This is a genomic window from Burkholderia sp. Se-20378, assembly GCF_017104665.1.
Lineage (GTDB): Bacteria > Pseudomonadota > Gammaproteobacteria > Burkholderiales > Burkholderiaceae > Burkholderia > Burkholderia lata.
On record NZ_JAAGPG010000030.1, the window covers coordinates 24,276 to 38,850 of the forward strand.

Genomic DNA, 14,575 nt, shown 5'->3' on the forward strand with positions numbered 1-14,575 from the left:
GGCAGCATTTCATTATGGGAGTGGAACTGTGGAATGCAATCTCTCTTCGGCGCGTGTGGCCGAGAATTGGACACCGGCTTCCTGGAAGACGAAGCCGGCGCTGCAACAGCCGGCTTATCGCGATGTGGCGGCGCTCGATCGCGTCCTGACACAGCTACAAGCACTGCCGCCGCTCGTCGCCGCATGGGAAGTGCTGACGCTCAAACGCAAGCTCGCAGACGCCGCGGCGGGACGATGTTTCTTGCTGCAGGGCGGCGACTGCGCGGAAAGCTTTGCCGATTGCACGGCGCCGATCATCGCCAATCGGCTCAAAGTGCTGATGCAGATGAGCCTGGTGCTCGTGCATGGCTTGATGCTGCCGGTGGTTCGCGTCGGCCGCTTTGCCGGCCAGTACGCCAAGCCGCGCTCGGCGGATACCGAAACGCGCGACGGCGTGACGCTGCCTTGCTACCGCGGCGACATCGTCAACGCCAGCGCTTTTACGAAAGACGCGCGCGAGCCCGACCCGCAGCGCCTGCTCGAGGCTCATTCCAGATCGGCGCTGACGATGAATTTCGTGCGCGCGCTGAGCGATGCCGGTTTTGCTGATCTGCACCACCCCGAACATTGGGATCTGGCGTGGGCCTCGCATTCGCCGCTTTATGGCGAGTATCGCAAGATGACGCACTCGATCGGCGAATCGCTGCGCTTCATGGAGGCGCTCGCGGGCGAGCCCTCCGGCAGCGATGCGAGAGTCGATTTCTACACGTCGCATGAGGTCCTGCTGTTGAATTACGAAGAGGCGATGGCACGGCAAGTGCCGCGGCATGGGGGCTGGTTCAACCTGTCGACGCATTTTCCGTGGATCGGCATGCGCACCGCGCAGCTGGACGGCGCGCATATCGAATACTGCTCCGGTATCCGCAATCCGATCGGCCTGAAAGTCGGGCCCGGGGTGAGCACCGACCAGTTGCTGCGCACGATCGACGCGCTGAACGCCACGAACGAGGCCGGCCGTTTGACGCTCATCACGCGCATGGGTGCGGCGAAGATCGAAGCGGAGTTGCCGAAGCATCTGCATGCGGTCAAGGCCGAGGGCCGGCATGTCTTGTGGTGCTGCGATCCGATGCACGGCAACGGCGAAACGACCCCGGGCGGCGTGAAGACACGGCGCTTCGGGAACATCCACGCCGAACTCGAGGCGGCCTTCGACATTCATGCCGCCTGCGGCACGCATCTGGGCGGCGTGCATCTGGAGCTGACCGGGGAGGACGTGACCGAATGCCTGGGCGGCGCGCGCAATCTGACCGAGGCCGATTTGGCCCGCGCTTACAAGTCGACGGTCGATCCGAGGTTGAACTATGAGCAGTCGCTGGAGATCGCGATGCTGATTGTGCGCAAGTTGAGTATGACGCGGGTTGCCGAAATCGGCGCCAAGCGGCAATTGGCGTATGCGTAGCGGGGCGGGGCGGCGTGCAACAACTCGGTCGGCCGATGTTGCGTATTTCGTGCGGGCCATCTTGTTCGCCAACGCGACAGCGACTACGTTCGTCGGCCGTCGTGCCAACAGATCCCGCATGTGCGCCGACAGATGCTTCGAACTTGATATCACGGCTCGTACGCCGTGAATCAGCCGGGTCCGTAGATAAACGTCACCGCGTTTGCTGATTCCGCCGCGCTTTACTTTACCGCCGGAGCCGTTCTGTCTCGGAACAAGGCCCAGGTAAGCCGCGAGCTCCAGATAGGTTCGCGTGGTCTCGAAGTGGCTGAAGGCGATTCGGTCTGCGTGAAGTGCAGCACCATCAGCTGGCTCGTCGCGTCGTCCACGTACACCAGCAGCGTGCAAGCCGGCGCCCGCTCCTCGAACCATCGATGATCGCTGCCGTCGATCTGGATCAGTTCACCGAGGCAAGCCCGCCGTGCTCGAGGCTGGTAGACCTTGGGCGGTCATTGCCGGCGCGGAATCCAGAGCCCAGCCTCGGTCATCAGCCTTCTGACCGTCTCCGTGGCCAGCCGAATGCCGTGGCATTCCCAGAGCTTCTCGCAGGCCAGCGTCGGCCCGAAATCGGCGTAGCGATCGCGGATGATCGACAGGGCGCGTAACGCCAGCCCACCGTCGAGCTTGAGGTTGCCCGGTCGGCCACGACGGCCCGAAGCGCCGCCGCCGGGCCCGCGCTCGCGATACCGGATGACCAGCCGTTCCACCTGGCGCACGCTCAGGCCCAGCCGTTCGGCTGCACGTCCAGGCTTCAAGCCCGTGGCCACCACAGCCTGGATCACCTTGAGTCGATCAAGCTCTCGCATCGTCAGTGTCGCCAATCCGGCTGGCTGCATGGTCGGCTCCCGTGCTTGCTCAACGAGCCGTTCAGCATGCCAGCAGTCAAAAACACGACATCTGTAAATAGCCAGAACACGACATTAGGATATGGCTGCTACAACACAAATCATCGATAATTCACGTTATGTCAAATTATAGTCGAGGAATTGCCGCAATGATCCGGACGATCGAGGCATGGCTGTTCCCGGCACCTCGCGCCCGGCAACAGCGAAACAAGCCCGAAATCGCCTCCTTCGAAACGCCTGCCAGGACCAGGCGTACTTTGTGAGTCGCGATCGCGTCATACACCCGTCATCGCCGAGCATCATGCATCTCGCGCCGGGTGTTACGAATGATCCGGTACAGATGCCGGATCTCCCGGGCGGTATCGCTCAACTCACGCTCCAGCAACTCCAGCAGCTCCGCCAGAAAAGCTGACAGCGCCCGCAATGTCATTGATCGACATCGTTGCCTCAGCTCCACGACTCGATCACCGCCGCCTCCATGAGGCTTGCCCGTGAATTCATCAAGCCGGGGTGCATCCATTTGGCAGCCCCAATCTTGTACGCGTGTAATCATGTGTAATTGATCACAAGGTTCGGTTCGCATAATTTCATATTCAAGCGAGCCCCGACATAGGCAAATCGCGAATAGCTTGAATTGCAGATCACTCAATATTTGCAAGTCAAGGCGTGAATGTGCTCGATTACTTTCGCGACGCGACGATCTTGCCATGCGCGCATCCTTCGAACCGAAACAAAATGGGTGAAAAAATGTCCGAGAATGTTCAATCTCTTACCAATGAACAAAAAAATGCCTACGGAGTGGTTGCAGCTCTTGCAATCGAGGAAGCCAACAAGGCAGCCGAGCGTATTGCGAAAGATCATCCCGACGTTTTCAATAAAGTCCACGATACAAGGTTGGCTTTCATTAACGCAGGCGGGCCGTTTACGATTAAAGTGATCAATGAGTATCAAATTCTTGCCTTTAGTTGCCCGGCGCTTTCCTACAATGCGACCGACACTGCGATTACGCTTACGGTTTCAGGGAGTGGCGCGTTCACGTCCACAGCCAATCTTTCTTTTCTTCGGACGCTGAACGGCCAGACCCTTACGCCGACGCAATTGTTGTCATATGGAAGCGCAAGCTTCACGCTTACCATTGGAGTGGGTGCAACGACACTTCAATTTACCGCGAGCGACGGAACCGTAGTCGGGATCCTCTCTGGAAGCGGCAATTCGGCATTCAATGGGAAGCCGCCGATCACTGGGACCGTCTACTTCAAGCAGGCAGCTTGATTTCTTCGCCGAATCAAATTAGTCCAATGTGATTCGTATGGCGATCAAGTGAATTGCCGCATGTAATGATGATTCCTCTGATCGCCACACCCATGACTCGCCGAACACCCTGGCATCGCGCAAAACAGCGCGAGCCAATACCGAACCCGAAAGAGGTTCATGGTCAACGAGACGTGCTTGCATTTTGTGACGCCCTCTCCCGCCCAAGCGGCGACCTGTCAGGAAAATGGAGGCGCAGCGATTCAAGTCATGCAAAATCAGGAGCGCGGGCCGCGGTATCTGCGCACCGCGTACGCCCTCGGTGCCGCTCCGCCTGCAGGTTCAGGCCGGCTCCTGCCAAACATCCTCGTACCCTTGGTCATCGACGATGAAACGCGTGCCGGGCGGCAACCGAAGATACTTGATGACGAGCGGCAGCATTTGCTGAAGATGCTCCGTATGCACCGGCTGATAAAAGTCATCTGCGTCCGAGTATTCGCCGCAATGGAAATACCAACTGATGTTATCGTCCGGACGACGTTCCAGACGCGTGCCATAAACCGGCATCTGCCCCACGGTCGACGTCGCGAAGGCGACCATGTCCTCCACGGCGGTTTCGTGCAACCCGTATCGTTCGCATACTTCGCGCTGCATGTCCGCTATGGCTGTTTCGTGTTGTGATTCCATCTTTGCACTCCAGGCGTGCGTTCAGAGATTCAAAATCTTCTTCATGGGATATGAAGGGCCTTTTTCATTGCTCGCGAAAAGCCCGACGCTTTGCCCCCTTGGGATCTAGAACAATCGGGGCAATGCGGTTGCACCGCGGCGATTGACGTTTGCACCGTGACGTCGTTGGTTCCGGTTCGATAATACTCGACCACGAGCGCATCGATATGGTCGGCAACCATCGTGGTGGCTGTCTGATTGCACGCCACGCATGGCTTGCCCTGCACTGACCTCGTCTGCGCCGTGGTCGGTCCGCATTGGGAATTGCGCGAGTACGCCGTTGTGATGCCGGATTTGGGTTTGAACAAGGACTTGTCGGGGATACCCAGGGAGACGATCGGGACTGTGTTCCCGTGACCGTCGATCGTGTTTGCAAGACCGTAAGGGTCGATCCAGGCGGCCGGATTCGGTGCATATCGATAGAGTGCCGAACCTCCCTCGATGCAGCTCGGATCTTGGCTGATGAACTGCCCGATTCCATGATCGAGATACCGATATCTGTTGTAGCAAAATCCGGTTTCCTCGTCGTAATACTGCCCCTGAAGCCGAATGGGTTGATCGAACGGTGGCCTGTCTTTCGGTTGTACCGGCGTGTTGCTCGACCATGTGGCGTAACTCGCTTCCCACGCAGTTCGGCCGCGCTCATCGACAACGCGGACTGGCGCCCCATTAGGGTCGTTATGGAAGAAGTAGACCGTGCTGACGGGGCGATATGACGCCGGCTGCTGGCGCGTAGTCGACGTCGTGTTCGGAGCGGAATAGTCGGCGATCGCCGTGGGTGACCGTCTCTCTTCGAGTGAAGGCGCGCTTCCGGGCTCGACACCAGCATGCTCTGATACGAGTGGAGGCATGCGCGAGTCGAGGGTTCGATGAACCACGGCGAGCGGCCGAAACGTATCGGGATAGTGGATCCAGTCCCGTACGTCCCGTCGGATCTGAACACTGTGTGCCTGGCCATTTTGCTCGTCTGCCTGGTCGGAGCGCAGTTCGCTTGCGAGGACGTCGCCGTCCCAAAAAAAATGACGAACCGTGGTGTGGCTGAATTCGAGCTGGCGCGACGAAGTGATTTTCCTGACCCGCCGGCGAAATGCGTCGTATTCGTACCGTACGCGGAGGTGATGATCGTCGTTGGCGTCGCCTTGCCCTGCGCGACGAGTCGTGAGCGTCTCGACCAACTGCCCTGCAGCGTCCCACCGCAGCGTAATCTCCTGGTGTGCCGCGCGCTTGTGGACGAGATTGCCGGCACGATCGAATACGTAGTGACTGTCTTCGTGCACACCTTCCCGACGCCATGCCGGCGATCCGGTTTCGCCTCGCAGCGCGCCTGACCGGAACACCCGGGTGTTGAGCAGATCTCCGGCGGGGTCGTATATGAGGCGGCGTGTCGTGCCTGCGCCGTCGATATGTGCGACGACCTGCCCGACAGGGTCGTATTGAAACTGCTCGATACCGGTCCGGGAGTCGCGTCGCTCGATCAGGTCGCCGTTCGCGTCGTACGCGTATTCGATCGCGAACATCTCCCCGGTATCGGCAAGCAGCGCTTGTCGGGACAAACGTCCCTTGGCTTCGTACGACATTTCGCGTCGCAGGGCGTCACCCAGGCGTTCGTCGCGAATCTGGCCAAGCGCATCCCGTTCGATGACGATTGGCGCATGCCCGTCGATCTCGATCCCGACGACCGCATTCAGTGCGTCGTAGTTGTAACGAATCGACTGCTCGACGATTTCGCTGCCCGCGACAAGGCGCGTTCTTCGTTCGATCCGATTACCGGCTGCGTCATATCGATTGGAAAGCGTAAAGTCGTCGCCCTGTCGTTCCTCGACCAGCCTGCCGTCGTCGTCATATCTGAATTCGAGGAGCGAGGATGCGGTCGACGCGCGAATGAGATCGCCATGCTCGTCGTAGTGAAAGCAGTCAGTCCGAACACCGTCGTGCCGGTCGGGATCGGGAATGCGTTTCTCGACGATTCGCCCGACTTCGTCATATCGATACTCGATGGCCCCGCCATGCGGGTCGACGCTACGCAAGAGTTCTGCGGCCGACCCGTATTCGTAGACGCGCGACTGTCCCCAGTAGTCGATTTCTTCAACGATTCTGCCGAGCGCGTCGCGCTTGAGCAGATAGGACTCTCCCCGCTCATTGACGACCTGAACGAGCTGCCCTTCGGTGTCGTAGCGATACTGGACTTCGGTGCCATCGGGCTGAATCCGCTTCGCGATTTCTCCCAGCGTCGTATAGGCAAGGCGCGTCACATTGCCGACCGGGTCGCGATACCGCAAGAGATTGCCATCCGGGTCATAGCTGCAGTGAATCTCGCGTCCGTCCCATTCGATGGCACGTACCATTCGTCCGCAGGCATCTCTCTCGTAACGATTCCGGTGCCCCGCCGCATCGAGGGAGCTTATGACATGGCCACGTGCGTCGCGTTCATATTGCGTTCGGTGTCCAAGCGCATCGACGATCGTGGTCAGGTTGCCGTACCGGTCGTATCCGAACGTCGTAACGTCACCCTGCGGACCGGCACAGGACGTCACGCGACCGAGTTTGTCGTAGGCATATCTGAACGTCGCCCGGGATGGTGTGGCGCGACTGATCAGACGACCGCGCGCATCCCATTCGTATCGAAATTGACGCCCCCCCGCCCCGGTCACGCAAACCGGCTTGTGGTTGCTGTCGTATTCGGCTCGAACCGATCGACCGTCCGGCATGAACTGTTCAATCAGATTGCCATTCGGGTCGTATTCCCACCGGGAAGTACGACCTATCGGGTCGGTCCGGCTGCAGGTACGCCACTGGCTGTCGTAACGGTAACTGGTCATGCCGCCGAGGACATCCATTTCGGCGATCGGGACGTGACGCTCATTCATCTGAATGACGGCAACGTGTCCCATGGATTCGGTAATACGCGTTCCGTTTCGAGCGAGGTCGTATTCGAAGCGATAGTCGAGCACCCCACCGTCGCCCCACGCATGGTCGACACGCCACTCGCCGTCAACACTTCGCCGATAGCTATAGTGAAACGAAACACCACTGGCACTGACGTGCCGAGTCATTCGATTTCCGCTTTCATAGTCGAAGCGGCGCGGATTGCTCATGGCATCGAATGCCGCGACGAGGTTCCGATCGCGATCGTGTTCGTAACGTACCAGCGGATACCGGTGTCCGTCAGGGTTGATGAGCGTCATCACCGCTGTCAGGCCGCGGTGCACGTCAACGTCAAGGTTCGAACGACATTCGACGAGTCGTCCCGTCGGTCCTTCCACGCCATGTTCGACGATCCGTGACAAGTGACCCGACGAACTGCGCTCAAACAGCCACGCATGACCATGGAGGTCGCCGATCCAGTCGAGCATCAGCGTGAGTGAGGGCGCGCCGGACAACCTGTCGACGATCGTCTCCCACGGATGGCGCAACAGGAATCCGTATTCGATGCCCTCGCCTGTCCGCAAAACCAATTGGTTGTCGCGAAAGTACAGCGCATGGCCGTACTGCCAGTCAGCGGCACGCGTTTCCCACCCCTCGTGCGTGGGAACGTCGTCGAATGCCGTGGCATGGTCGACAAGGTAGATCGCTGCGCCGATTCCGTCGTCGCGCGAAACGAGATTCAAATGGATGTCTGCCGGCGTGCTCCATCCGACGCCAGCCGTACCGAGGCGTTGAGCGCGGCTCGCATAACACCGGTTCCACTCGAGAGGAAGATGTCCGGTAATCGTGAAGTCGTGCTGCGCGACGACGACTTCGCCGGTTGTGACATCCACAGGCTCCGCATGCAGGACGTTGCATTTCAGAAATCCGGGCTTCAGATGCAGCTTGTCCGCCAGCGCCTTCGCCCATTTCGATCCGCGGAATGCTTTGAACAACCCCTTCGCCGCCGCCGCCATGTTCATGATCGGCGGCCCGCCCACCAACACCGGTCGCCCTGCCGGAATCGGCAGCATCACCGCACTGGGCATCGACGGGTAGGTTCGATCCGTGTGCGCGCTGTTGTGCGGAGGCGGCTCCATCCCGATCGACCAGCAACTCAACGCCTCCAGCGCCATGTATGACATCGGATCGTTGTTGGCGAGCACGGTCTTGCTGCCCATGAACGATTCCCCGTCGTTCGACGGTTCAACCTCTTCAGGCGGCGGCGCAAATGATTCCCCGAGCGGAAAATGCAGCCCCGGAACGTGATACGCGTGCGTCCCCGCCGTGGCCCGCATCATCCCGTTCACGAAAATCGGCCTGCCGCTGCCGCCGCCCGCCCCGACGTTCGAGCCAAGATCGTCACTGATGCGGTTCTTGAGCCTGTCGGCCCCTTTTGCCAGTTTCACTCCCTCCGCGACAGTGGGGTTGTCCTTGAAGTCAGGGAGGTTGCCGCCGCCCATCAGTTCATTGACTTGCTGGTTTGCTTCATCGGCGAGGTGTTCCAGCTTCGTCACATCGTCGGGGTGGTGTTCGATGTATTCGGTCAGCTTATCCTGCGCGATCATCGTTGCAATGCAGCCAACCACGGCCTTTGCGGCCTGGATGTACTCGCGCTTGTCCAGCATGAACCCGACATGAGGGTGCGGCAGGAACACCGGCGGCGTACCGGGTGTGACCAGTACCGAATGAACGTCCACGCCAACAACCGGATCGAGATGCTTGACGGCCAGAAGTGCCACGGTTTTGCCCTCGCTCAGCGCCCGCTGCGCAGCGCAGCGACCTTCTCGCTCAACGCGTTGCGCCGCCGGTCCTTCGCGCCCAATTGCGACACCATCCATTCGACAACCATCGGCAGATTGCTGTTCGCTCGCAGCGGCTCATCGATCATCAACCCCGCATCGAGCGCATTGAACCCGGCCTCCAGCGCATGTTCGCGCTCCCCTGCCCGCTCCCAGCACACGGCGCTCATTCGCCAGGCCTCTACTGTCATCAGCCCATCCTTCGCCGCCGTGGTCGACGCCGCCGCACGCTCGTAGCAATAAGCCGAGTGCGCATAGTCCTTATGCGTCAGATGCACGCTCGCCTCGCCGAACAACCCGTTCGCCACGAGCTTGTGCCCCGCCGGATGTCCTGCCTCGACTGCGCGCATGCCGCTGCTGGCGGCGCTCTGGTAAGCCGCGATCGCCCGTTCCCGATCGCGCCATTTCAGATACGCTGCCCCCGCAATCAGGTGCACGACGACACACTGATCGAACCACTGCTCGCGCTCCGCGACCTTCAGCGCCGCTGCCCGAAATTCCTCCAGCCGAGAAGGATTACCGCCTTCGATCATCTCGGTCAGCATCACGAAGTGCCGTCTGAATTCACCGCTCGGCCCGCGCTCGCCCGATTCCGCCAGTAACTCGCGCGGCACGCTCGCCATCGAATACTTGCCGTGCACGACGCGAACCGCGGCCCGATGCCGTTGCATCAACGCAGCAAACGGCGCGATATCGATACGCGGCACGACGAAGCGCACGCGCTCGGCAAGCTGCGGCGAGACCGCCACGATCGACAGCAAATCGTCCATCCAGCGTACCCATGCCGCGTCATCCCGCACTTTCACCGGTTCCAGCACGAACACCATCGCCGGGAAAATATCCGGATGGTGTTGCATCAGGCTGTCGGTCACCGCGAACAGATACAGCAACGGATTCTTGCCATCGTCGTAAGGCGCTTGCCAGTCCGCACGCACGCCCTGCGCATTGGACGCTTCCCGCCGGCTGTCGTAGAACGCAATGAGCTCATCCGTCAGCGCCTTCGCATAACCCGATTCATTGACGAACGACGCCCGCATCGTCCTGACCGCGCACGACGTTTCATCCTGAACCTGGAAATACAGCCGCACGAGCTCCGCATCCGTCTCGTTGGTCTGCCAGATCATCAATCGCGCGTCCTGCTCTTTCGCGAAACTCATCCAGTCCGTATGCGCATCCATGAACCTGCGCTCCACCGGATTGGTCGGCTGCCAGTTCTGCATTCGTGCGGGCCTCCGTCACGGATTCAGTTTCAGGACGGCGCCTTCGACCGTGTGCTCGGCGGTCGCCGACGACGTCACGGTCTTGCCGTTCACGCTGTGCGTATTCGTGCCGGTCGAGGCGACGTTGACGCCCTGGATCGTGATCGTGCCGTCGCTTTTCATCACGATGCTGGACATCCCGCAGACGAGCGAAAGCTGGTCGCCGGCGTTGACAGTCACCTGATGCTGCACGTTCGTCGTATGGTTCGCCCCGACGTTGACGGTGTGTTCGCCGCCGACCGTGTGCGTATGGGCTTTCGCGATCGTCGAGGTCCGCGCGCCGATTTCTTCGGTATGCGTGGACGCGACCTGCGTCTTCATGTCCTGCGACGTTGTCTGGTACATCTGCCCGACGCTCAGCGTCTTGCCTTCGCCGATCGTTTCGGTCTTGGCATGCGTGACCGATTCCGTGTGGCTGCCGCCGATCGTTGCCTCGCGATCCGACGCAATCGTCACGGTCTCCTTCTTCCCGACCGTTCGCGTCCGGTTCCCTCCCACCCCATGCGTTTCATCCGCTCCAATCTGTGCGACCCGGCTCTGCCCGATATTCACCGTCTCGTTCTGCCCCACACTCCTCTGCCGGTTGTTCTTCACCTGCATCGTTTCGTCGTTCCCGACCGTATGCGTATGGTTGTTCCCGACGGAAAGCGAATGATCGAGCTCCGTCTCTGCATCGAAATTCCTTTCCGCGTGCATCCAGAGTTGTTCGGCGCCCTTCTTGTCCTCGAATCGAAACGCGTTGGCATGGTCAGTCGTTCCGCCCGGTGAAGATCTGGATAGCAACCCGCTCTGCGTCGCACTCCCCGGCAGCCCCCAGGGCGGCATCTTCTCGCCGTTGAACACTCGCCCCGTGACGATCGGTTCATCCGGATCGCCATTCAGAAAATCCACGACGACCTCGTCGCCCACACGCGGAACCTGCACGCCCCCGAACCCACCCCCAGCCCAGGGACTCGACACCCGCACCCAGCACGACGAATCCTGATTGCTTTGCCCGTACCGATCCCAGCGGAATTGCAGCTTCACGCGCCCATACTGGTCGGTCCAGATTTCCTCCCCCGGCGGCCCGACCACAGTGGCCGTCTGCGGCCCGTTGGTTCGCGGCCGCGGCGTATCACGCGGCGACCGGTAAGGCAGGCTCGACGGCTGCACGAGCATCATCGTCTGATGAACGACAGCCTCCGCGCCCTGATCGCTCGCATACGCATTCTCCTGAAAGCGGTACTGGCATCGCACTATCAGGTACTCGCGGTTCTGGTCCGCACGCGGGCAATGTTCGAGCGTGAACAGATAACCTGGCGCGACACCGCGCACATCGGTATCGGCGTTCGCCCGCTCATGTTCCGCCTGCTGTTCTTCGAGCCGTACGCGGCTGTAATGCGCGCCTGGCGCATCGTCGCGATACCCACCCGGCCACTCGAACGACGCAAAACTGTCGTGATCATGCCCACGCGGATCGACCTTCTGCGACGAAAGATCCGCGCGCGGCTTCGTATAGTCGTAGTCGGTGGTCTGGTGCCGCCCGACGCTCACCTCCTGCGCGGGCAGCCAGCCGTCGATGTGCTCCTCGTCGGCGATCGCGGTGCGGTCGCGCGCGATGTACGGAATCGTCTCGTAACCGGGCAGCACGGTGTGCGACGACATCGCGTCGCCGAGCATCAGCGTGTGCGTGTCCTCCGCATGCCGGAACCAGAAGTAGATCCCTTCGAACTCCATCAGCCGCGACACGAACGCGGCATCGGTCTCGTTGTACTGCACACAGTAGTCGCGCGGCACATACGACTCGGCGAGGTGGTTCTCGATCGGAAACCCATACGTCGACAGCACCTCCTGCACGATCTCGGGCACGGTCTTGTTCTGGAAGATCCGGCAATCGGAGCGGCGCGTCGCGAGCCACAGCCACGGGCGCACGATCAGCTCGTAGCCGTAGTACCGCTCGGCGCGCCGGCCGGAAAGCGATGCGCGCGCAACGATGCCGTTCAGGTAGCGGGTCGACAGGTCCTGCTGTTCGATCCGGACCGTCACGGGCTTGCCGAGCATGTCCTTCAGCGACAGGCTGTGACTGTCGGCAAGCGCCTCGATCCGGAACTCGAACAGGCGGCCGAGTTCGTCGCTGCCGTCGAGCGTATGGAACTTGAGTTCGTCGCCGTGCGGGCTGTCGAGTGTGAATACGCGATTCAAGTCGTTTCCTCCTCGTCGAACCGGTACGCGAATTCGCCGTCTGCGGCGCTCAGCTCGATCGACGACAACGTGCGGCCTTCGAGCGTGGCCTGCAGGATCGCGCGGCCGATGCGCGGCATCACGGTATGCGTGAGGATCGCGTCGACCATCCGGCCGCCGGATTCGATCGTCCGGCAGCGCTCGACGACCAGTGCGGTCGCCGCGTCGGTGCAGCGCAACGGGATGCCGTGGTGCGCGTCGATCCGCTGCTCGATCCGTCGCAACTGCAATGCGACGATTCGCGCGAGCGTCGCGTCGGTGAGCGGGTAGTACGGCACGACGGTCAACCGGCCGAGCAGCGCAGCGGGAAACACGTCGAGCAGCGGCGCGCGGAGCGCATCGGCGAGCGTCTGCGTATCGGGCAGGCGCTCGGGATCGCGGCACAGTTGCATCACGCGATCGGCGCCAACGTTCGACGTCAGCAAGATCACCGTATGCCGGAAATCGATGTCACGGCCTTCGCCGTCCTCCATCCAGCCCTTGTCGAATACCTGGAAGAAAATCTCGTGCACGTCGCGGTGCGCCTTCTCGATCTCGTCGAGCAGCACGACGCTGTACGGGCGGCGGCGCACGGCCTCGGTGAGCACTCCGCCCTGCCCGTAGCCGACATAACCGGGCGGCGCGCCCTTCAGCGTCGACACGGTATGCGCTTCCTGGAACTCGCTCATGTTGATCGTGATCGCGTTGTGTTCGCCGCCGTACAGCGTGTCGGCCAGTGCGAGCGCGGTCTCGGTCTTGCCGACGCCGGACGGCCCGCACAGCAGGAACACGCCATGCGGCTTCTTTGGATCGTCCAGCTTGGCGCGCGCGGTCTGGATGCGTTCGGCGATCAGCTCGACCGCGTGCTTCTGGCCGACGACGCGCTCGCCAAGCGTATCGGCCAGCCTCAGCACGGCCTGCGTTTCGTCGCGCACCATGCGGCCGAGTGGAATGCCGGTCCAGTCGGCCACGACGGCGGCTACCGCGTGCGTGTCGACGGCGGGCAGCACGAGTGGCGCATCGCCCTGCAGGTCGGTCAGCGCCTGCTGCGCGGCCGAGAGACGGGTTTGCGCCGCAGTGCGTGCGTCGGCGTCGAGCGCATGCGACGGATCGTCGTCGAGCAGCAACGTGCGGGCATCGACGATCGCGGTCAATGCGTCGCGTTCGGTTTGCCAGCGCGTGTCGAGGCGGTCGAGTTCGGTTCGGGCGGCGGCAATGTCGTGCTCGATTGCATCGCGTCGTGCGGTGTCGCCGGTGCCGAGCGCGCATTCGCGTCCGATCCGCTCCTGTTCGACGCGCAGGCTGTCGATGCGGCGGCGCGCATCCTCGATCGGCGCGGGCACCGCGTGCTGGCTGACGGCGACGCGCGCGCAGGCCGTATCGAGCAGGCTGATCGCCTTGTCGGGCAACTGGCGGGCGGGAATGTAACGGTGCGACAGCGTGACGGCAGCCTGCAGCGCGTCGTCGAGGACGAGCACGCGGTGGTGGGCCTCGAGCTTCCCGGCGAGGCCGCGCAGCATCGTCAGCGCGGCCGCTTCCTCCGGTTCGTGCACGTGCACGAGCTGGAAGCGCCGCGTCAGCGCGGGGTCCTTTTCGATGTGCTGCTTGTACTCGGACCAGGTGGTCGCGCCGATCGTGCGCAGCAGGCCGCGGGCGAGCGCGGGCTTCAGCAGGTTCGCGGCGTCGCCGGTGCCGGCAGCCCCACCCGCGCCGACGAGCGTATGGACTTCGTCGATGAACAGGATCGCCGGCCGCTCGGCGGACATCGCTTCGTCGATCACGCCGCGCAACCGGCTCTCAAACTCGCCCTTCACGCTCGCGCCGGCCTGCAGCAGCCCGATGTCGAGCAGGTACAGCGCAACGTCCTGCAGCGCCGGCGGCACGTCGCTGGCGGCGATCCGCAGCGCGAAACCCTCCGCGACGGCCGTCTTGCCGACACCGGCCTCGCCGACCAGCAGCGGATTGTTCTGCCGGCGTCGCAGCAGGATGTCGACGATCTGGCGAATCTCCGGGTCGCGCCCGATCACCGGATCGATTTCGCCGGATCGCGCGCGAGCGGTCAGGTCGACGGCGAAACGCGAGAGCGCGGAGCCGTCGGCGGCGGCGGTGGCC

At 61.9% G+C, this 14,575-nt stretch carries 9 protein-coding genes and 1 pseudogene; 2 read left to right on the forward strand and 8 right to left on the reverse strand.

The window, feature by feature from the left end; translation table 11 throughout:
* Window positions 1-28 precede the first annotated feature (28 nt).
* The gene (locus G3N93_RS06400) at window positions 29-1,438 is read left to right on the forward strand and encodes a class II 3-deoxy-7-phosphoheptulonate synthase (RefSeq protein ID WP_174937797.1); all 1,410 of its coding nucleotides are present in this window, start codon (window positions 29-31) and stop codon (window positions 1,436-1,438) included.
* Window positions 1,439-1,468: 30 nt separating this feature from the next.
* On the opposite strand, the pseudogene G3N93_RS06405 reads toward G3N93_RS06400, so the two are convergent.
* From G3N93_RS06405 to G3N93_RS41460, 3 genes and pseudogenes are all read right to left on the reverse strand, one after another.
* Window positions 1,469-1,729 (reverse strand): annotated as a pseudogene (locus tag G3N93_RS06405) (transposase); the annotation flags it as partial.
* A gap of 197 nt (window positions 1,730-1,926) precedes the next feature.
* Window positions 1,927-2,313: a helix-turn-helix domain-containing protein gene (locus G3N93_RS42405; RefSeq protein ID WP_374196422.1), complete on the reverse strand. Its 387-nt coding sequence runs from the start codon at window positions 2,311-2,313 to the stop codon at window positions 1,927-1,929.
* Window positions 2,314-2,608: 295 nt separating this feature from the next.
* Window positions 2,609-2,842, reverse strand: coding sequence for a hypothetical protein (locus G3N93_RS41460; protein ID WP_241026429.1), 234 nt, complete (start codon window positions 2,840-2,842; stop codon window positions 2,609-2,611).
* Window positions 2,843-2,988: 146 nt separating this feature from the next.
* Between G3N93_RS41460 and G3N93_RS06420 the strand changes: the two genes are divergently transcribed.
* Window positions 2,989-3,594, forward strand: coding sequence for a hypothetical protein (locus G3N93_RS06420; protein ID WP_206132568.1), 606 nt, complete (start codon window positions 2,989-2,991; stop codon window positions 3,592-3,594).
* Between the two features lie 321 nt (window positions 3,595-3,915).
* On the opposite strand, the gene G3N93_RS06425 is transcribed toward G3N93_RS06420, so the two are convergent.
* From G3N93_RS06425 to tssH, 5 genes are all read right to left on the reverse strand, one after another.
* The gene (locus G3N93_RS06425) at window positions 3,916-4,260 is read right to left on the reverse strand and encodes a hypothetical protein (protein WP_241026430.1); all 345 of its coding nucleotides are present in this window, start codon (window positions 4,258-4,260) and stop codon (window positions 3,916-3,918) included.
* A 41-nt stretch (window positions 4,261-4,301) separates the two neighbouring features.
* The gene (locus tag G3N93_RS06430; protein WP_206132573.1) at window positions 4,302-8,945 is read right to left on the reverse strand and encodes an RHS repeat-associated core domain-containing protein; all 4,644 of its coding nucleotides are present in this window, start codon (window positions 8,943-8,945) and stop codon (window positions 4,302-4,304) included.
* A 14-nt stretch (window positions 8,946-8,959) separates the two neighbouring features.
* Complete coding sequence (locus tag G3N93_RS06435) at window positions 8,960-10,225, reverse strand: hypothetical protein (protein ID WP_206132569.1); 1,266 nt, start codon at window positions 10,223-10,225, stop codon at window positions 8,960-8,962.
* A gap of 15 nt (window positions 10,226-10,240) precedes the next feature.
* Window positions 10,241-12,445, reverse strand: coding sequence for a type VI secretion system tip protein TssI/VgrG (gene tssI / locus G3N93_RS06440; RefSeq protein WP_206132570.1), 2,205 nt, complete (start codon window positions 12,443-12,445; stop codon window positions 10,241-10,243).
* Window positions 12,442-14,575: type VI secretion system ATPase TssH (gene tssH, locus G3N93_RS06445; RefSeq protein WP_206132571.1), on the reverse strand; the 2,134-nt coding region annotated here is incomplete at its 5' end. The genes tssH and tssI, both read right to left, overlap by 4 nt.

What these genes read in the sequence shown, in the direction of transcription:
- G3N93_RS06425 (WP_241026430.1), bottom strand. Translation starts at nt 4,260, where the DNA reads ATGGAATCACAACACGAAACAGCCATAGCGGACATGCAGCGCGAAGTA.
- G3N93_RS06435 (WP_206132569.1), bottom strand. Translation starts at nt 10,225, where the DNA reads ATGCAGAACTGGCAGCCGACCAATCCGGTGGAGCGCAGGTTCATGGAT.
- G3N93_RS42405 (WP_374196422.1), bottom strand. Translation starts at nt 2,313, where the DNA reads ATGCAGCCAGCCGGATTGGCGACACTGACGATGCGAGAGCTTGATCGA.
- G3N93_RS41460 (WP_241026429.1), bottom strand. Translation starts at nt 2,842, where the DNA reads ATGGATGCACCCCGGCTTGATGAATTCACGGGCAAGCCTCATGGAGGC.